We start from the raw sequence: 16,621 nt of genomic DNA on the forward strand, positions 1-16,621 counted from the left end.
GATGCCAAGGCTCAGCGCCGGTAGAACGCCTCGCAGCATTCGCGCAGGGCCTGGGAGAGGTTGTCGTCCTCCAGCTCGATGAGGTCGAGCTCGAGGTCGTCGGGCAGCAACTCGGCGACCAGTGCGGCGAGGCGGCGGCGGCCGGCGAGATCGGTGCCGGAAACGCCCAGCAGCAGGCGCGGCTGCGGGCCGAGCGCGGGGTCGCGCAGGGCGGCGAGGAAGGCTTCGTGGATGTCGAGCTCGCCACAGGCGGCGCTCAGGGCCTGCTCCAGCGGAGGGTGTCGCAGGGGGGCGATGGCGAGGTCAGGCGAGTCGCCGTAGACCCCGTCCCGGCTGTTGGATGGCGGCATGCCGATGCTCCTTTGGGAAGACCGGCAGCCTAGTGCCCGTGCGCCACCTTGTCGCGGCGCCGGGTCACGTTCAGGCCATCGACTGGATCACGCCGGGACGCGACGCACGGTGGCCAGCAGCGCGGCGGCGCCGACGAAGAGCACGGCGAAGCCGCGGTTCATGGAGCGCTGCTGGCGCGGCGAGCGCAGCACCCGCAGGACCTTGGCGGCCAGCCCGGTGTAGCCGGCCATGACGATCAGGTCGACGGTGATCATGGTCGCGCCCATCACCAGGTACTGCTGCACCAGCGGCGCATGGGGGTCGATGAATTGCGGCAGCACGGCGAGCATGAAGACGATCGCCTTGGGGTTGCTGACGTTCACCAGGAAGCCGCGCAGCACCATGGTCAGTGGACGGCCAAGGGGGCGCTGGGCAGAGTCGGCGGACAGATCGCTGGGCAGCGCGCGCCATTGGCGGACGGCCAGGTAGACGAGGTACACGACGCCGAACCACTTGATCGCGCTGAAGGCCATGGCCGAGGTGGCGAGGATGGCGCCGACACCGGCGGCGACGATGGCGATCTGCAGGGCCAGGCCCAGCTGCAGGCCGATGGCGTTCCAGTAACCGCGCAGGAACCCGTATTGCAGCCCGGAGGACATGGAGGCGATGGCGCCCGCGCCGGGCGAGAGGCTGATCACCCAGCAGGCGACCAGGAAAGCGAGCCAGGTGTGCATGGCCATGGCGTGAACCTCGGAAAACGGAAGGGGGGTCGAGCAGACTACCCGCTGCGCTTTGCGCTGCCCAGCCCCGACCGGCGGCTCAGCGCCAGCGACGCACCGCCTTCTGGAAGAACAGGCTGTTGGGCACCTGCACCAGGGCACCGTCGGCGCTTTCGCCGAGGTCCTGCAGGGTGGTGTAGAAAAGGTTGATGGCCACCACGCGGCCCTTCACGCCGGGCTTGTCGGCGCTCTCCACGACCTCCACCACATCGCCCAGGCGGAACGGGCCGAGGGAGAAGATCAGCACCGCGCAGAACATGTTCGAGAGCACGCTCCAGATGGCGAAGAAGGCCACTGCGGCGACGGCGGTGAAGCCGGTCAGCGCCGTCCACAACACCTCGGCGGAAACCCCGAGACGCTCCAGCACCAACATGAAGGCGCTGCCCAGGATCAGCCAGCGCAGCAAGCCGCGCAGGGGCAGCAGGAGCTCCTGGGGCAGCTGTGGATAACGCGCACCGAGGCGGGTGATGCCGCGGGTGACGATGCGCTGCACGAGCCAGGCGAGAATCAGGATGAGCAGCACCTGCGCCGCTCGGATCAGGGGCTCGCTCCAGGCCGTCAACAGCACCAGGTCTTCCATCAGTCACTCGCCTCCAGTTGGCTCTGCAGGTTTTCCAGGAGTTCCAGCGCCTCCAGCCACTTCTCCTCCAGCTCGCCTTCGCGGGCCTTGAGCCTGGCCTGCTCGGCGAGCAGGTCGCGCAGTTCGTCCTTGCGCGAGGCCTCGTAGAGGCCCGAGTCGCCCAGGCGTGCCTCAACGGCGGAAAGCTTCTCGTGCAGGGTTCCGAGCTCCTTCTCCAGCTTCTCGGCCTCGCGCTTGTGCGGGGCCAGTTGCTGGCGAAGAGCGGCGGCGGCCTGGCGCTGGGCGCGCTTGTCGGTGCCCGTGCCGGCACCGGCGGCAGGGGTGCTGGCCGGGGCCTGGCGGGCGCGGTAGTCGACCAGCCAGCGGGCGTAGTCGTCGAGGTCGCCATCGAAGGGCTGGATGCGGCCGTCGGCCACCAGGAGGAACTCGTCGGTGGTGCTCTTGAGCAGGTGGCGATCGTGGGAGACCACCAGCACTGCGCCGGCGAAGTCCTGCAGGGCCATGGTCAGCGCCAGGCGCATCTCCAGGTCCAGGTGGTTGGTCGGTTCGTCGAGCAGCAGCAGGTTGGGTTTCTGCCAGGCGATCAGCGCCAGGGCCAGGCGCGCCTTCTCGCCACCGGAGAAATTCAGCACAGGCTCGTCGCAGCGGTCGCCGCGGAAGTCGAAGCCGCCGAGGAAGTCGCGCAGGGTCTGTTCGCGCTCGGTCGGCGCCAGGCGCTGCAGGTGCAGCAGCGGGCTGGCCTCGGGATCGAGGGAGTCCAGCTGGTGCTGGGCGAAGTAGCCGATGGCGAGGTTCTCGCCACGGGACAGGCGCCCGGCGACAGGCGCCAGCTCACCGGAAAGGGTCTTGATCAGGGTGGACTTGCCCGCGCCGTTGGGGCCGAGCAGGCCGATGCGTGCACCGGGAACGAGCTGCAGCTTGACCTGCTGCAGCACCACCTTGTCGCCATAGCCGAGCTGGCCTTCGGCGACGTCCAGCAGCGGGCTGGAGATCTTGTCGGCCTCGCGGAAGACGAAGTCGAAGGGCGAATCGACGTGCGCGGGCGCCAGTTCCTCCAGGCGCTCCAGGGCCTTGATCCGGCTCTGGGCCTGGCGGGCCTTGGTGGCCTGGGCCTTGAAGCGGGCGATGTACTTCTCCATGTGCGCACGCTGGGCCTGCTGCTTCTCGTAGGCCTGCTGCTGCTGCGCCAGGCGCTCGGCGCGGGTGCGCTCGAAGGCCGAGTAGCCGCCGCGGTAGAGGGTCAGCTTCTGCTGCTCCAGGTGGGCGACGTTGTCCACCACCGCATCGAGGAAGTCGCGGTCGTGGGAGATCAGCAGCAGGGTGCCGGGGTAGCCCTTGAGCCACTCCTCCAGCCAGAGGATGGCGTCGAGGTCCAGGTGGTTGGTGGGCTCGTCGAGCAACAGCAGTTCGGACGGGCACATCAGCGCCTGGGCCAGGTTCAGGCGCATGCGCCAGCCACCGGAGAAGTCGCCGACGCGGCGGTCCATCTGCTCGCTGGTGAAGCCCAGGCCGGCCAGCAGCTTGCGCGCGCGGGCATCGGCGGTGTAGCCGTCGGCACTGTCCAGCTCGATGTGCAGGCGGGCGATGGCGGTGCCGTCATGGCCCGCCTCGGCGACGCCCAGCTCGGCCTGCACGCGCCGCAGGTGCACGTCGCCGTCGAGGACGTAGTCCACCGCCAGGCGGTCGAGGGTGTCCACCTCCTGGCGCATGTGGGCGATGCGCCAGTCGGCCGGCACGAAGCAGTCGCCGGCGTCGGGGCCGAGCTCGCCGCGCAGCAGGGCGAAGAGGCTGGATTTGCCGGCACCGTTGGCGCCGATGAGGCCGACCTTCTGGCCGGTGTGCAGGGTCAGTTCGGCGCCTTCGAGCAGGCGCTGAGGACCACGCTGTAGTGTGAGGTTCTGGAGTCGGATCATAATGGCGGCGGAGTTTATCAGCTTCATTCCCCCACCGCCCGGTATGCGCCATGCCCCCCGATCTATGGAGTTTCGCCCTTGATCTCTATGCCCGCCCGGGCGTCGAAGATGCCTGCCTGCGCCTGCAGGAGCGCGGCGCCGATGTCTGCCTGCTGCTGGCCGGCGCCTGGCTCGCGCGCCGAGGCGTCAGGCACGACGATGCCCGCGAGGAACAGCTGCGCCTGATCGCCGAACCCTGGCAACGTGAGGTCGTGGAGCCCTTGCGAGCGCTGAGGCGAGGATGGCGCGAAGCGGCGGCCATGGACGAGGAGTTGCGCGCGTTGCGCGAGGCGGTGAAACGGCTGGAGCTGGATGCCGAGCGTCGTCTGCTGGCCCGCCTGGAACAGGCTGCCGCGCCCTGGCCGGAGGCCGCTGGGCATGACGTGGACTGGCTGGAGGGACTGGCCGGAAAAGCGGGGGAGAGTGACCGCGACGCGCTGCAATCGCTGCGCGTCGCGGCCCTCGAGGCTTAAGCCGAAGGCGTGGTCGGTGCTGCGCCGTTGGCAGCCGACGGAGCCGGCGTGGCAGTAGCGGTCGGAGCCGGTGCGGCAGGCTTGGCGACCGGTGCGCTCACCGGGGTGGCGGGCTTGGCCGGCGCCTTCGCGGCAGGCTTGGCAGCAGGTTTGGCAGCGGCCTTGGGTGCCGGCTTCGCAGCCGGCTTGGCGGGAGCCTTGGCGGCTGCCGGCTTGACGGCGACGGGCTTGGCAGCAGGTTTCGCGGCGGCAGCGGGTTTGGCTGCGGCTTTCGCCGGAGCCTTGGCAGCAGGCTTGGCGGCCGGTTTCGCGACCGGCTTGGCAGCGGCTTTCGCAGGGGCGGCAGGCTTGCTGGCAACGGCCTTGGCCGGCGCTTTCGCGGCAGGCTTGGCCGCCGGTTTGGCAGCGGCTTTCACCGGAGCCTTGGCGGCGGCGGGCTTGGCCGCAGCCACTTTGGCCGGAGCCTTCGCAGCAGGTTTGGCCGCCGGCTTGGCAGCAGCGGCTTTGCTTGCCGCAGCCTTGGCCGGTGCTTTCGTGGCAGGCTTGGCAGCGGGTTTGGCGGCGGCTTTCGGCGCGGCCTTGGCGGCCGGTTTGGCGGCGGCGGGCTTGGCCTTGGCTTCACGAGCGACCAGCGCCTTGGCAGCGGCCTCTTTCACCTTGCCGACGCCCTGGGCGATCTTCAGGCTTTCCTGGGAGTCGCGCTTGAGGTCGGCGATGTAGGAGCGGGTCTCGGCCTGGCGGGCCTTCAGCGCGTCGAGCAGGCTTTCCAGCTCCGCTACGGCTTCCCTGGATTTGGCCTGCGCCTTCGCTTTGCCGGCCTTGGCAGCGTCCTGCAGCTTGGTCCGCGCACCGTGGAGTTTTTCCTGGGCCTTGCCGCGCTGCTTCTCCAGTTTGGTGAGCAGTTTCTCGGCATCGACCAACGCTTGGCTACAGGCGTTTTCGAGGTGTTCGATCAGGCTGTGGGAAAGTTGCTGCAACAGGTGCAGCGGGGTGCTTACGGGCTTCTTCTTGGCCGACATGGTGCGCCTCCGGGCGGACGTGGTTGCGCCCATACTAGACGCCTGTTTGAGCCATCGCTAGTTCCCCGTTATTCCAAACTGCATGGCTGGCATAATCGCCGGCATTCCGCTTCTGGAGAACGCCCGATGCGCATCCTCGTCCCCCTGCTTTTCTGCCTCTTCGCTCTGCCCCTTCACGCCGCCGACGAGCAGAAGGATCTCGCCTACAGCATGGGCGTGAAACTGGGGGAGCGGCTGCGCCAGGAAGCACCGGATCTGCAGTTGGACTCACTGCTGCGCGGGCTCGCCCAGGCCTATCGCGGCGAGAAGCCGGAGCTCGACGCGCAGCGCATGGAACAGCTGCTAGACGCCCACGAGACGGTCATCGAACGCAACGGCCAGGACACGCAGAAAGCCATCGCCGCGGAGAAGCGCTTCATCGCGCTGGAGCGCGGCAAGTACGGTGTGCGCGAGTTGAAGGATGGCGTGCTGGTGATCGAGCTGCGCTCCGGCAGCGGCGCGAAACCGGGCGCGCATTCGCAGGTGCGGGTGAACTATCGCGGGCAGTTGGCTGACGGCAGCGTGTTCGATGAGAGCGAGGCGCCGCAATGGTTCCGCCTCGACAGCGTGATCGCCGGCTGGCGGGATGCGTTGCAGGAGATGCCGGTAGGGGCCAAGTGGCGCCTGGTGATTCCCTCGGCCCAGGCCTATGGGGCGGAGGGCGCGGGGGACCTGATTCCGCCCCACGCGCCCCTGGTGTTCGACCTCGAGCTGCTCGAGGTCCGCTGAATCACGCGAGCTGCGCGCCCTGGTTCTGGTGGGCGTTGTGCAGCACCTCGATGAGGCAGTCCTCCAGTTCGAAGCGTTCGTGCAGCAGTGGACCGAGGCGCTTGAGCTCGGTGGCCAGGCAGACTTCGCGGCTGGCACTGCCGTCGCAGCAGTCGTTGAAGCTCAATGCGACCTCGGTGATGGCTTCGATACGGGGGTAGATCTGCTTGGCGAGATCCAGGCCGCGCTGGTCGCCAAAGGCCTTGGCCTCGTTGAGCAGTTGTTCGTAGACCTCGAAGTGCCCCGCCGACACGTAGTCGACCAGCACTTCGCAGAATCCCTGCAGGTCTTCCACCGCGGGTGCCTGGGGTCTGTCGCTGACGCTGGTGAAGACCCTGACCAGTTCCTGGCGCTCCAGCAACCAGCGGTCGATCAACTGGTGTACCCCACCCCAACGTTCCTGAGCGTTCTGGCAACTTTCGAGCATGATGTCCTCGCTTCCCTTTCGGTAATGCCTTGTTCGTCTGCTCCGAGACGGTTTTTTGTCGATCGGTGCAAATACGGGGAAGACGGCGCGGAAGTGGCAACTTTCCGGCGTCGCGTGCGGGCCAGATTATGCCCGTGCCTGCCTGCCAGCAAGGCACCTCGTCGAGAAAATTTCATACGAGCGTTTAATCGTCGCGCCAGAGCCGGCGCGGCTTCTGCATCAGGGCGGGAGGGTGCGACGAGGGCGCGCGCCCGGCTGCAAGCCAGGCGCGGCGGGGAAAGGATCAGGCGCGACGCAACATCTGGTAGAGCGAGAAGAGGATGCAGCCGGCGAACGCCAGCAGGCTCCACTCGGGAATGCTCATGCCGAACAGGGTCCAGGTGACTTCAGCGCAGTCGGCCGTGCCGTGCAGCATCAGCTTGATGATCTCCTGGAAGGGCAGCGCATCCATCATGTACTCCAGGCTCGGCAGGCAGGCCGGAAGCTGGTCCGCGGGCACGCCCTGCAGCCAGACCTGGCGGCCGGCGGTCGCGGCGCCGCCAGCGGCGAACAGCAACGCCAGCCCGGCGTAGACACGACGACCACGGGCCTGGGGCGCGTGCACGGCGGCGATGAGGCAGACCACGCCGAAGAGGATGATGAAGATGCGCTGCACGATGCACAGGGGGCAGGGCTCCAGGCCCATCGCATGTTCCAGGTAGAGCGCACCGCCCATGACGGCGACACAGGCGAGGAAGGCGGCGAAGAACAGGGAACGGGGGCTGGCCAGGGTCATGGCGGCTCCGAGGAGTGATGAGAGGCCGATACGGTAGAGGAAGCCCATTGGCCTTTCAAGGCGACCGTCTAGTCTGCAGCGGGTGCCCATCCAGAGAAGAACGCCATGCGTCGGTTATTCGCCCTGCTGCTTTTCATGCCCCTGCTGGCCCAGGCGCAACTGCCCCTGGACAGGATCCGCCTGCCGCCGGGGTTCCGCATCGAAGTCCTCAGCGACCAATTGCCCAGCGCCCGGGAAATGGCATGGGGCGCCAAGGGCACGCTGTTCGTAGGGAGCAATGCCGCCGGCAAGGTCTACGCGCTGGACACCACCAGCGGCCGCGTAAGCACCCTCGCCAGCGGGCTGCAGATGCCGGTCGGCGTAGCCTTCCACGAGGGTGACCTGTATGTCTCGGCGATCAGCCGCATCCTGCGCCTGCGCGACATCGAGGCGCATCTGGATGCGCCACCGCAGCCCGAGCAGGTCGGCCCGGCCTTCCCCGCCGAAACCCACCACGGCTGGAAGTTCATCGCCTTCGGCCCGGACGGCAAGCTCTACGTGCCGGTGGGGGCGCCCTGCAACGTCTGCGAGCGCGACCCCGACACCTACGCCGCACTGCACCGCATGAACCCCGACGGCAGCCACCTGGAACGGGTGGCCCGGGGTATCCGCAACACCGTGGGGTTCGACTGGCATCCGAAGACCGGCGAGCTGTGGTTCAGCGACAACGGCCGCGACCTGCTCGGCGATGACACGCCGGACTGCGAACTCAACCGCATCACCGCACCCAACCAGCACTTCGGCTTTCCCTACTGCCACGCCGGCAGCATCGCCGACCCCGAGTTCGGCACGCGCCCCTGCGAGGATTTCATCGCCCCGGTCGCCAGGCTCGGCCCGCACGTGGCGCCGCTCGGGCTGCGCTTCTACACCGGCGGCCAGTTCCCGGCGGAGTACCGCGACAACCTGTTCATCGCCGAGCACGGCTCGTGGAACCGCAGCGAGAAGATCGGCTACCGCATCAAGCGCGTGGAATTGAACGAGGATGGCAGCCTCAAGCGCCAGAGCGTGTTCGCCGAAGGCTGGCTGAAGGATGGCGAGGTCTGGGGGCGCCCGGCGGATGTGCTGGTAGCGCCGGATGGCTCGTTGCTGGTCAGTGACGACCAGGCCGGAGCCATCTACCGCATCAGCTACGAGGGCTCGTGAGAGACGCGCCGCCAGGGCGGCGGCGCGGCATCAGACAACGCGGCCGGGCAGGGGCAGGGCGGGCAGGTGCTGCACCAGGCCTTCCTGGAACAGCTGGTTGCTGCGTTCCAGCTCGCCCATCTGCGCCAGCAGGCGGGCCTGCTCGGCGCAGAGCTCCGGCTCGCGGGAGAAGCTCAGGCCGGTATCGAAGTACTCGCGAGCCTTGCCCCACAGGCTGTTCTGCAGGCACAGCCGGCCCAGGGTGAGGAACAGCGCCGGGTCGGTCGGGTGGTCCTTGAGGAAGGCTTCGGCGGTCTGCAGCTGGCGCGCCGGATCGGCGCCACGCAGGCGTCCGTAGAAGCGCACCAGGGCGTCGTCATAGCCACGCTTGAGGGCGATGCGCACCGCCTCCTCGGCCTCGGGCTCGGCCCCCAGGTGACGCAGCTGGTCGGCGAACGCCAGCACCAGGCGTGGCTCGGCGCGCTGCGCGGCGGAAAGATGCTGCCAGGCCTGGATCAGCGGGTTGAGCGCGGCCTCGCCTTCATTGAGGCCGGCCTGCCCGGCGTGCACCAGGCGATCGCTCCACACGCTCAGCTCCAGCTGGTTGAGTTCGGCTTCCGGTAGCGCCTTGTTCTTGCGCAGGTCAGGCAGCAGGCCGACCAGGGCCGCCGAGTCACCGCGCTGGCGATGCAGCTGGAGCAACTGGCGCAGCACCTGGTGATGGCGCGGATGGCGCTCCTGCATGACCTTGAGGGTTTCCAGCGCGGCATCGCTCTCGCCACGCTCCTGTTGCAGTTCGGCATGCGCCAGGGCGATGGCCAGTTCGGCCTGCGGCTGGCGTTCCAGGGCGCGCTCGAGGAGCTGGTCGCTCTCCTCGTACTGGCCGATGCGGTTGGCCGCCCGGGCCGCACCGAGGTAGTACATCAAGGGCTGGGGGTCGGCCTCGGCGGCACGACGCAGGTGGCGCAGGGCGCGGGCCCAGCGGCCTTCGGCCAGGTCCAGCAGGCCTTGCTCGGAGGCCAGGCGCACCCGACGGCGAGCATTGCGCCGGGACCAGGGGTTGACCACGCCGCCGGAGACGAACACCAGGGTCAGCAGCGCGCGCACCAGCCAGAGCAGCAGCACCACCACCGCGACCAGGGCGAGGAAAGCCCAGAGGCTGGACTCGTAGCGGAAGCCCTTGTAGGCGAAGAGGACGTAGCCAGGGTGCTGGACCACGGCCATGCCCACCAGGGTGCCCGCAGCGGCCAGGAGCAGCAGGACGAGGATGATCCGTCTCATTGGCCCTGGCCCTCCACCGGCGGCGCCGCTTCAGGGTCCTGCGACGGGTCGGCCTCGGGCGCGGCGGCGGCCTTCGGATCGGCGAGGCGCTGGCTGCGCTGCAGGTAGGCCTGGAGGGCTTCGAGGGAAGCGCCGAGGTCGGGAGTCTTCACTTCGACCGGCTGGGTGGCGAGCTCGTCGATGCGTGCCAGCAGGGCGCGGCTCTCCGGGTTCTCGGCGTTGAACTGCGAATCCAGCACCTCGCGCGCCTGCTTCAGCGACTGGCGATAGACCTGGGTCTGGCCATGCAGCGCCGCCCACTGCGCCTGCTCCAGGGCGAGCGACAGGGCCAGGCGTACCTGGGACAGCCCTTGCCCCGCGAGCAACGGCTTGATGTTCTGGTCGGCGTCGAACTGGATGCGGAAGTAGTGGGAGAGCTTCTCCAGCCACTCGGCCCACCAGCTGCCACCGTCGCCGTCGGCGGCCATGTTGCGCAGCACGCCGCCCTTGTCCTCGAAAGCCGGGGCCAAGGGGTTGAGTTGAGCCGCCTGCTCGCGCAACGCGCCGAGCTGCAGGAACAGCCCGGTGCGATCCGGTTGCGGGGTGGTGCGCAGCGCCTCGAGGCTGCGCGAGAGTTGTTCGCGGGCGGCGAAGGCGGCGGGGTCGTCCTGGTCGCGGAGGATGTCGTCGGCCGCTTCCACCAGGGCCTTGGCGCTGGTGATGTCCTGCAGCGCGGAGAGGCGCAGGCTGGCCAGGCGCAACAGGTGCTCGGCCTCGGCCAGGCGCCAGTCCTTGCGGCTGGCACCGAGAACGGTCTCCAGGCGCTGGCTCAGGCGCTGCTGGTCGCCCTGCAGGTCGGCCAGCAGGCGGCGGCGCTCGTCCAGCTCTTCGGCGCTGGGCAGCTGGTCGAGGCGCTCGGTGAGCGTTTTCTCGCGCTGCTGCAGGGACTGGGCCTGGCCACGGGCGTCCTCGACCATGCTCAGTTGCTGCTGGTCGCGGGCCTCGAGGCTGCGTATCTGCCACAGGCTCCAACCGGCGACGGCGACGCCGGCGGCGCCCACCAGCAATGCCAGGATGGCCAGGCCACCGCCCCGGGAAGCCGGCTTGGCGGTGGCAGGAATGACGGGCTCGGAGGCCGGGGGTTGCTGCTCGGTTTTAGCCAGATCTGCTTCGCTCACGTATCCATCCTTTGCATCAGGGGGCCGGGGCCGGATGACTTTCCAGCGCCGCCAGCAAGGCCGAGGCGCTGGCGCCCCGGCAGTCCACAACGACTTGCGCGCCCGCATCGCGCGCCAGTTCGGCCACGCGCGGGCTCGGTACGAACAAGGGTAGACGGGCCAGGGAGGGCCAATCATCCCCGGCCAGTGCGTTCAGGTGCTCGAAACCCTGCCCACTGCTGACCACCAGGCCGTTCAGGCGTTCCGCTCGAATCAGCCGTTGCAGGCTGCGCGGCGGGTAGTCGGGCAGGCAGCGGCGGTAGAGTTCCAGATAGTCCACCGTCACGCCTTGGCCGCGCAAACGCTCGGCGAGGAATTCTCGGCCACCCTCGCCACGCATGATCAGCACGCGCGCCTGCGGGGCGGCCAGCGCCTCGGTGAATGCCGGCAGCGCCAGCAGGGCTTCGCTGTCATCGCCGCTTTCCGGCCAGCGGGTATCGAGGCCGGCAGCCGCGAGCACCTCGCCGGTGGCGGCGCCAACGCTGAACCAGCGGACCTGGGCGGGAGGTTGCGGCCAGTGGCGCGCGAGACGCTCGAGGCCGAGGCGGGCAGCGGGCTTGCTGACCACGATCACCGCGCGATAGCGGTCGAGGCCGAGGAAGGTGGTGCGCTGTTCGGGGGCTTCGTCCAGCCTCTGGAACTCCAGCAGCGGCAGGCTGGCGCTGTGCACGCCGTGCGAGGCGAGGAGCTCGCCCAGCGCGGCGCTGTCGTCGGCGGGGCGCGTCAGCAGCAGGCGCCAGCCGGTCACGGGTGGCCGGCCTCACCATAGACGGCCTGGAGGATGGCCTCTGCGCCCTGGCCCAGCAGGTCTTCGGCGACACGCACGCCGAGGCTCTCGGCGTCGCTGGCCAGCGCGCGGGACTCGGCGCGCAGCAGGGTACCGCCGTCGGGCTGGCCGACCAGGCCGCGCAGCCACAGCTGGTCGTCCTCGAGGATCGCGTAGCAGGCGATGGGTACCTGGCAGCCGCCATTGAGGCGCTTGTTCAGTGCGCGCTCGGCGGTGACGCGCAGGGCGGTGTCGCGGTGGTGCAGGGGCGCCAGCAGGGCGTGGATCTCGGTGTCGGCGGTGCGGCACTCGATGCCCACCGCGCCCTGGCCGCCGGCGGGCAGGCTGTCGTCGACGCTGATGGAGGAACGGATGCGCTCCTGGAAGCCGAGGCGGATCAGGCCGGCGGCGGCGAGGATGATGGCGTCGTATTCGCCGGCGTCGAGCTTGGCCAGGCGGGTGTTCACGTTGCCCCGCAGGAACTGGATCTTCAGGTCCGGGCGCCGCGCCAGCAGCTGGGCCTGGCGGCGCAGGCTGGAGGTGCCGACCACGGCACCGGCGGGCAGCGTATCGAGGCTTTCGAAGGTGTTGGAGACGAAGGCGTCGCGCGGGTCTTCGCGCTCGCAGATGCAGAACAGGCCGAGGCCGTCGGGGAAGTCCATGGGCACGTCCTTCATGGAGTGCACGGCGATGTCGGCCTCGTTCTCCAGCAGGGCGGTTTCCAGCTCCTTGACGAACAGGCCCTTGCCGCCGATCTTCGCCAGGGGGGCGTCGAGCAGCTTGTCGCCGCGGCTGACCATGGGCACCAGGCTGACCTTGAGCCCGGGATGGGCCTTCTCCAGGCTGGCTTTGACGAACTCGGCCTGCCACAGGGCCAGGGCACTCTTGCGGGTGGCGATGCGAATCTCGCGGGACATGGATGATGACTTCCGGAAGCAGGACTGCCCGGAATGATAACAGGCAAGACAGCCGCAGGCGCGCGGGCGACCACCCGGCGCCTGCGGCCATGCGTCCTAGAGGTTGTGCATCAGCTTGCGCACACCGGCGACATGGCGCCGGCTGACCGTCAGCGCATCGCCATTGAGGCCCTTGAGGAACAGCTGGAAGTGCCCGAGCGGGGTGCGCTGCAGGCGCTCGATGCGCTCACGGGCGACCAGGGCGTTGCGGTGGATGCGCACGAAACGATCACCGAACTCGTCCTCCAGTGCCTTCAGCGGCTCGTCCAGCAACACCTCGCCATGCTCGTGACGCAGGGTCACGTACTTGTGGTCGGCGATGAAGTAGATGACCTGGTCCAGGGGGATCAGCTCGATGCCCTTGCGGGTCCTGGCGCTGATGTGCGAACGCGGCCCGGTGCCGCTTTCCGCGGCGGGGCGGGTGAGTGCCGCCAGTTGCACCCGGTTCGGGCGCTCGGCCTTCTTCAGGGCTTCGGCCAGTGACTCCGGCCGCACCGGCTTGACCAGGTAACCCACGGCGCTGACCTGGAAGGCATCCAGGGCGAACTCGTCATGGGCGGTGCAGAAGATCACCGCGGGCGGCGCTTCCTTCTCACAGAGCCGCGCGGCCACCTGCAGGCCATCGAGCCCTGGCATGCGGATGTCGAGCAACACGACATCCGGTTTCAGGCTGTCGATCAGGGTCAGAGCCTCTTCGCCATTGGTGGCGGCGGGCTCCAGAACTCGGTATCCGTCGAGGTCGCCGACCAGGCGGCTGAGACGCTCTCGGGCAAGGGGTTCGTCATCGACGATCAGGACATTCATATTGCTCGGGCTTCCTGCGTGAGTCTCGCACAAGGATAGCGTAGACAGGTGAAGTGGCGACCGTCACGGCGCTCCACGCTGAGACTGGCTCTGGAGCCGAAAAGTGCCGTAAGTCGGGCATCAATATTCGTCAGTGCCTGGTGGGTTCCGCGTGAAGGCTGGGGTTCCGCACTCGTGTCGAACGGGTTGCTCACGCAGAGCAGGAACACACCATCCCTGTACTCGGCTTCCACCCGCACCAGTCCCCCTTCTATACGCGGTTGAATGCCATAGATGAGGGCATTCTCCAGCAGGGGCTGCAGGGTCAGTTGTGGAATCGGCAAATCATTGGGCACTTCGTCTACCTGCCAATCCAACTGTAGCCGTTCTCCGAGACGATATTGCTCGATCGACAAATATCGTTTCGCCAGCTCCAGCTCCTCGGCCCAGCTGACCAGGGTGCCGGGCTTGGCCAGGCTGGCGCGGAACAGGTCGGAAAGATCGAGCACCGCCTGCTCGGCCTTGTACGGATCGATGGCCACCAGGCTGGCGATGCTGTTCAGGCTGTTGAAGAGGAAGTGCGGACGGATACGTGCCTGCAGCGATTCGATGCGCGCGCGCAGCTCGGCCTGCTGCTGCCGGCGCCACTGGCTCTGCAGGTAGAAGTAGCGCAGCAGCAGCGCCGACATGATCAGGCTGATCAGACCGTGGCGCAGGTAGAGGTTGACTTCGCCGGCGCGCGGCAGCGGCCCGCCCAGGTCGTAATAGTCGGCCACGGCGGTGCAGGTGAGGGTCAGGCCGACCACGATCAGGCAGCAGATGATCCCCGCCAGCGCCGCGCTGATGCGCGCCAGCAACGGACGCAGCCGACAGAGCAGGGCGGCGGAAAGCAGCACGATCCACTGCACGAAGAGCGAGGTGAGCGCCAGGCGCACCCAGTCGAAGTTGGGCAGCATGGGCTCGGCCAGTACCAGCACCATCACCAGCAGCTCGGCGAGCAGCACGAGGCCGAGCAGCGCCTCCGGCAGGCACAGCTCGGGCAGGAAGAAGTCGTCGATGGACGCGGCGGGGCGCGCCTTGTTGCGGCTGTCGTCAGGCATCCGGGCAGTTTCCGCAAGCGCCCGCCGGGCGGCAAGCCAGAGCGCTCCGGCCGGGCGAAATAAAGCACCGAAATGCTGCTGGAGATGAAAAACTGTGAAGCAGGCTACAAACGCCGACCGGCAGGTCACTCGGACGGGACGCGCCGGTTTCACCAGCAACGCTGTTATTATCGCCGGTAATTTTTCGGCCATCGGCCTTCCTTCACCTCCAGCACCGAGCCCACTCATGAGCACCGACAAGACCAACCAGTCCTGGGGTGGCCGCTTCAGCGAGCCCGTCGACGCCTTCGTCGCCCGCTTCACCGCCTCCGTCGACTTCGACAAGCGCCTGTACCGCCACGACATCATGGGCTCCATCGCCCACGCCACCATGCTGGCCGAAGCCGGCGTGCTGACCGGGGATGAGCGCGACGCCATCGAGAAGGGCCTGAAGGAAATCCAGGCCGAGATCGAGGCCGGCACCTTCGAATGGCGCGTCGACCTGGAAGACGTGCACATGAACATCGAGGCGCGCCTGACCGACCGCATCGGCATCACCGGCAAGAAGCTGCACACCGGCCGCTCGCGCAACGACCAGGTGGCCACCGACATCCGCCTCTGGCTGCGCGACGAGATCGACATCATCCTCGGCGAGATCACCCGCCTGCAGCAGGGCCTGCTGGAGCAGGCCGAGCGCGAAGCGGACACCATCATGCCCGGCTTCACCCACCTGCAGACCGCGCAGCCGGTGACCTTCGGCCACCACCTGCTGGCCTGGTTCGAAATGCTCAGCCGCGACCACGAACGCCTGGTCGACTGCCGCAAGCGCGTCAACCGCATGCCGCTGGGCAGCGCCGCCCTGGCCGGCACCACCTACCCGATCCAGCGCGAAGTCACCTGCCGCCTGCTGGGCTTCGACGCCGTCGGCGGCAACTCGCTGGACGGCGTTTCCGACCGCGACTTCGCCATCGAATTCTGCGCCGCCGCCTCCCTGGCGATGATGCACCTGTCGCGCTTCTCCGAAGAGCTGGTGCTCTGGACCAGCGCCCAGTTCCAGTTCATCGACCTGCCCGACCGCTTCTGCACCGGCTCCTCGATCATGCCGCAGAAGAAGAACCCCGACGTGCCCGAGCTGGTGCGTGGCAAGTCCGGCCGCGTGTTCGGCGCCCTGACCGGCCTGCTGACCCTGATGAAGGGCCAGCCGCTGGCCTACAACAAGGACAACCAGGAGGACAAGGAGCCGCTGTTCGACGCCGCCGACACCCTGCGCGACTCCCTGCGCGCCTTCGCCGACATGATCCCGGCGATCAAGCCGCGCCATGCGGTGATGCGCGAAGCGGCCCGTCGCGGCTTCTCCACCGCCACCGACCTGGCCGACTACCTGGTGCGCAAGGGCCTGCCCTTCCGCGACTGCCACGAGATCGTCGGCCATGCGGTGAAGTACGGCGTGGAAAGCGGCAAGGACCTGGCCGAGATGAGTCTCGACGAGCTGCGCAAGTTCAGCGACCAGATCGACGACGACGTCTTCGCCGTGCTGACCCTGGAAGGCTCGGTCAATGCCCGCGACCACATCGGCGGCACGGCGCCGAGCCAGGTCCGCGCCGCCGTCGCGCGTGGCAAGGCGCTGCTCGCCGTACGCTGATCACGAGGTCGCCCCGCGACCGGCAGGGATGCCCATGCAGGACCACACCCCCGACACCTGGCCGACGCAGGTCGGCCAGCGTATTTCCATCGTCGGCTGCTCGGGCTCGGGCAAGACGCACCTGGCACGCCGCCTGGCCGCACGCCTGGGCTGCCCGCACATCGAGCTCGACGCGATCTTCCACCAGCCCGGCTGGCAGCCCCTGCCCCGCGCCGAATTCCGCGCGCGGGTCGAGGCCGCCCTGCAGGCGCCGCGCTGGATCGTCGAAGGCGCCTACTCGACGGTGCGTCCGCTGACGCTTTCCCGCGCCGACACGGTGATCTGGCTCGACCTCCCGCGCCCGGTCGTGATGCGCCAGGTCATCGCCCGCACCCTGGGCCGCCTGCTGCTGCGCAAGACGCTGTGGAACGGCAACCGCGAACGCCTGCGCAACCTGCTGAGCCTGGACCCGGAACGCTCGATCATCCTCTGGACCTGGACCCGCCACGCGGTCTACCGCGCGCGCTTCGCCGCCGAGCAGCGGGACCCGGCCAACGCCGGGGTCCGCTTCATCAGGCTGGGGTCGCGAGCGGAACTCGACGCCTGGCTGGACAGCCTGCCCGGCTGAAGCCGGGC

Annotated in this window: 18 protein-coding genes; 5 read left to right on the forward strand and 13 right to left on the reverse strand. The window is 68.6% G+C overall.

Annotated features, from left to right (window positions below; all coding sequences use genetic code 11):
- Positions 1–11 precede the first annotated feature (11 nt).
- The 4 genes from ACYJSS_RS12295 to ACYJSS_RS12310 form a co-directional block, all read right to left on the reverse strand.
- Positions 12–350 carry an enhanced serine sensitivity protein SseB C-terminal domain-containing protein gene (locus ACYJSS_RS12295; protein ID WP_111261150.1) on the reverse strand — a complete coding sequence of 113 codons (339 nt, stop codon included), beginning with the start codon at positions 348–350 and terminating at the stop codon, positions 12–14.
- Between the two features lie 87 nt (positions 351–437).
- Positions 438–1,070: a homoserine/homoserine lactone efflux protein gene (gene rhtB / locus ACYJSS_RS12300; protein WP_111261151.1), complete on the reverse strand. Its 633-nt coding sequence runs from the start codon at positions 1,068–1,070 to the stop codon at positions 438–440.
- A 79-nt stretch (positions 1,071–1,149) separates the two neighbouring features.
- The gene (locus tag ACYJSS_RS12305) at positions 1,150–1,689 is read right to left on the reverse strand and encodes a mechanosensitive ion channel family protein (RefSeq protein WP_111261152.1); all 540 of its coding nucleotides are present in this window, start codon (positions 1,687–1,689) and stop codon (positions 1,150–1,152) included.
- Positions 1,689–3,602 (reverse strand): ATP-binding cassette domain-containing protein, encoded by a 1,914-nt coding sequence (locus ACYJSS_RS12310; protein ID WP_236205362.1) that lies wholly within the window; start codon positions 3,600–3,602, stop codon positions 1,689–1,691. Before ACYJSS_RS12310 ends, ACYJSS_RS12305 begins: the two co-directional genes overlap by 1 nt.
- 50 nt (positions 3,603–3,652) lie before the next feature.
- Between ACYJSS_RS12310 and ACYJSS_RS12315 the strand changes: the two genes are divergently transcribed.
- A complete protein-coding gene (locus ACYJSS_RS12315; RefSeq protein WP_111261154.1) occupies positions 3,653–4,114 on the forward strand; it encodes a TIGR02444 family protein in 462 nt (153 codons plus the stop codon).
- On the opposite strand, the gene ACYJSS_RS12320 is transcribed toward ACYJSS_RS12315, so the two are convergent.
- Positions 4,111–5,133, reverse strand: a complete 1,023-nt coding sequence (locus ACYJSS_RS12320; protein ID WP_236205310.1) for an AlgP family protein — start codon at positions 5,131–5,133, stop codon at positions 4,111–4,113. The two genes, ACYJSS_RS12315 and ACYJSS_RS12320, sit on opposite strands and share 4 nt — an antisense overlap.
- A 126-nt stretch (positions 5,134–5,259) precedes the next feature.
- On the opposite strand from ACYJSS_RS12320, the gene ACYJSS_RS12325 reads away from it, so the two are divergent.
- Positions 5,260–5,901, forward strand: coding sequence for an FKBP-type peptidyl-prolyl cis-trans isomerase (locus ACYJSS_RS12325; RefSeq protein WP_111261156.1), 642 nt, complete (start codon positions 5,260–5,262; stop codon positions 5,899–5,901).
- 1 nt (position 5,902) lies between these two features.
- Here the strand turns inward: ACYJSS_RS12325 and rsd are convergent, their stop codons facing one another.
- Both rsd and ACYJSS_RS12335 read right to left on the reverse strand, forming a co-directional pair.
- Positions 5,903–6,367: a sigma D regulator gene (gene rsd / locus ACYJSS_RS12330; protein ID WP_111261157.1), complete on the reverse strand. Its 465-nt coding sequence runs from the start codon at positions 6,365–6,367 to the stop codon at positions 5,903–5,905.
- A 283-nt stretch (positions 6,368–6,650) separates the two neighbouring features.
- Positions 6,651–7,142, reverse strand: coding sequence for a disulfide bond formation protein B (locus ACYJSS_RS12335; RefSeq protein ID WP_111261205.1), 492 nt, complete (start codon positions 7,140–7,142; stop codon positions 6,651–6,653).
- A gap of 105 nt (positions 7,143–7,247) precedes the next feature.
- Here ACYJSS_RS12335 and ACYJSS_RS12340 point away from each other — a divergent pair, with 105 nt between their 5' ends.
- On the forward strand, positions 7,248–8,324 hold the full coding sequence (locus tag ACYJSS_RS12340) for a PQQ-dependent sugar dehydrogenase (protein WP_236205309.1): 1,077 nt from the start codon (positions 7,248–7,250) through the stop codon (positions 8,322–8,324).
- A gap of 30 nt (positions 8,325–8,354) precedes the next feature.
- Here ACYJSS_RS12340 and ACYJSS_RS12345 read toward each other — a convergent pair whose 3' ends face one another.
- The 6 genes from ACYJSS_RS12345 to ACYJSS_RS12370 all read right to left on the reverse strand — a co-directional run bounded on the left by ACYJSS_RS12345 (position 8,355) and on the right by ACYJSS_RS12370 (position 14,385).
- Complete coding sequence (locus ACYJSS_RS12345) at positions 8,355–9,584, reverse strand: heme biosynthesis HemY N-terminal domain-containing protein (RefSeq protein ID WP_236205308.1); 1,230 nt, start codon at positions 9,582–9,584, stop codon at positions 8,355–8,357.
- Positions 9,581–10,741 carry a uroporphyrinogen-III C-methyltransferase gene (locus ACYJSS_RS12350; RefSeq protein WP_236205307.1) on the reverse strand — a complete coding sequence of 387 codons (1,161 nt, stop codon included), beginning with the start codon at positions 10,739–10,741 and terminating at the stop codon, positions 9,581–9,583. Before ACYJSS_RS12350 ends, ACYJSS_RS12345 begins: the two co-directional genes overlap by 4 nt.
- 16 nt (positions 10,742–10,757) lie before the next feature.
- On the reverse strand, positions 10,758–11,528 hold the full coding sequence (locus ACYJSS_RS12355; protein ID WP_236205306.1) for a uroporphyrinogen-III synthase: 771 nt from the start codon (positions 11,526–11,528) through the stop codon (positions 10,758–10,760).
- Positions 11,525–12,463, reverse strand: a complete 939-nt coding sequence (gene hemC, locus ACYJSS_RS12360) for a hydroxymethylbilane synthase (RefSeq protein WP_236205305.1) — start codon at positions 12,461–12,463, stop codon at positions 11,525–11,527. Before hemC ends, ACYJSS_RS12355 begins: the two co-directional genes overlap by 4 nt.
- Positions 12,464–12,559: 96 nt before the next feature.
- Complete coding sequence (locus ACYJSS_RS12365) at positions 12,560–13,306, reverse strand: LytR/AlgR family response regulator transcription factor (RefSeq protein WP_173176722.1); 747 nt, start codon at positions 13,304–13,306, stop codon at positions 12,560–12,562.
- Positions 13,303–14,385 (reverse strand): sensor histidine kinase, encoded by a 1,083-nt coding sequence (locus ACYJSS_RS12370; RefSeq protein WP_111261164.1) that lies wholly within the window; start codon positions 14,383–14,385, stop codon positions 13,303–13,305. Before ACYJSS_RS12370 ends, ACYJSS_RS12365 begins: the two co-directional genes overlap by 4 nt.
- 226 nt (positions 14,386–14,611) lie before the next feature.
- Here ACYJSS_RS12370 and argH point away from each other — a divergent pair, with 226 nt between their 5' ends.
- Together argH and ACYJSS_RS12380 are read left to right on the forward strand one after the other, a co-directional pair.
- On the forward strand, positions 14,612–16,006 hold the full coding sequence (argH, locus tag ACYJSS_RS12375) for an argininosuccinate lyase (protein WP_111261165.1): 1,395 nt from the start codon (positions 14,612–14,614) through the stop codon (positions 16,004–16,006).
- Positions 16,007–16,040: 34 nt separating this feature from the next.
- The gene (locus ACYJSS_RS12380; RefSeq protein WP_111261206.1) at positions 16,041–16,613 is read left to right on the forward strand and encodes an AAA family ATPase; all 573 of its coding nucleotides are present in this window, start codon (positions 16,041–16,043) and stop codon (positions 16,611–16,613) included.
- Positions 16,614–16,621 lie beyond the last annotated feature (8 nt).

It is taken from the genome of Pseudomonas sp. No.21 (genome assembly GCF_054558415.1).

Excerpts from the sequence above, each read along its gene's own strand:
- ACYJSS_RS12380 (WP_111261206.1), top strand. The coding sequence starts at position 16,041 with ATGCAGGACCACACCCCCGACACCTGGCCGACGCAGGTCGGCCAGCGT.
- ACYJSS_RS12335 (WP_111261205.1), bottom strand. The coding sequence starts at position 7,142 with ATGACCCTGGCCAGCCCCCGTTCCCTGTTCTTCGCCGCCTTCCTCGCC.
- ACYJSS_RS12305 (WP_111261152.1), bottom strand. The coding sequence starts at position 1,689 with ATGGAAGACCTGGTGCTGTTGACGGCCTGGAGCGAGCCCCTGATCCGA.
- ACYJSS_RS12325 (WP_111261156.1), top strand. The coding sequence starts at position 5,260 with ATGCGCATCCTCGTCCCCCTGCTTTTCTGCCTCTTCGCTCTGCCCCTT.
- rhtB (WP_111261151.1), bottom strand. The coding sequence starts at position 1,070 with ATGGCCATGCACACCTGGCTCGCTTTCCTGGTCGCCTGCTGGGTGATC.
- argH (WP_111261165.1), top strand. The coding sequence starts at position 14,612 with ATGAGCACCGACAAGACCAACCAGTCCTGGGGTGGCCGCTTCAGCGAG.
- ACYJSS_RS12345 (WP_236205308.1), bottom strand. The coding sequence starts at position 9,584 with ATGAGACGGATCATCCTCGTCCTGCTGCTCCTGGCCGCTGCGGGCACC.
- rsd (WP_111261157.1), bottom strand. The coding sequence starts at position 6,367 with ATGCTCGAAAGTTGCCAGAACGCTCAGGAACGTTGGGGTGGGGTACAC.
- ACYJSS_RS12310 (WP_236205362.1), bottom strand. The coding sequence starts at position 3,602 with ATGATCCGACTCCAGAACCTCACACTACAGCGTGGTCCTCAGCGCCTG.
- ACYJSS_RS12370 (WP_111261164.1), bottom strand. The coding sequence starts at position 14,385 with ATGCCTGACGACAGCCGCAACAAGGCGCGCCCCGCCGCGTCCATCGAC.
- hemC (WP_236205305.1), bottom strand. The coding sequence starts at position 12,463 with ATGTCCCGCGAGATTCGCATCGCCACCCGCAAGAGTGCCCTGGCCCTG.
- ACYJSS_RS12295 (WP_111261150.1), bottom strand. The coding sequence starts at position 350 with ATGCCGCCATCCAACAGCCGGGACGGGGTCTACGGCGACTCGCCTGAC.
- ACYJSS_RS12315 (WP_111261154.1), top strand. The coding sequence starts at position 3,653 with ATGCCCCCCGATCTATGGAGTTTCGCCCTTGATCTCTATGCCCGCCCG.
- ACYJSS_RS12365 (WP_173176722.1), bottom strand. The coding sequence starts at position 13,306 with ATGAATGTCCTGATCGTCGATGACGAACCCCTTGCCCGAGAGCGTCTC.
- ACYJSS_RS12340 (WP_236205309.1), top strand. The coding sequence starts at position 7,248 with ATGCGTCGGTTATTCGCCCTGCTGCTTTTCATGCCCCTGCTGGCCCAG.
- ACYJSS_RS12320 (WP_236205310.1), bottom strand. The coding sequence starts at position 5,133 with ATGTCGGCCAAGAAGAAGCCCGTAAGCACCCCGCTGCACCTGTTGCAG.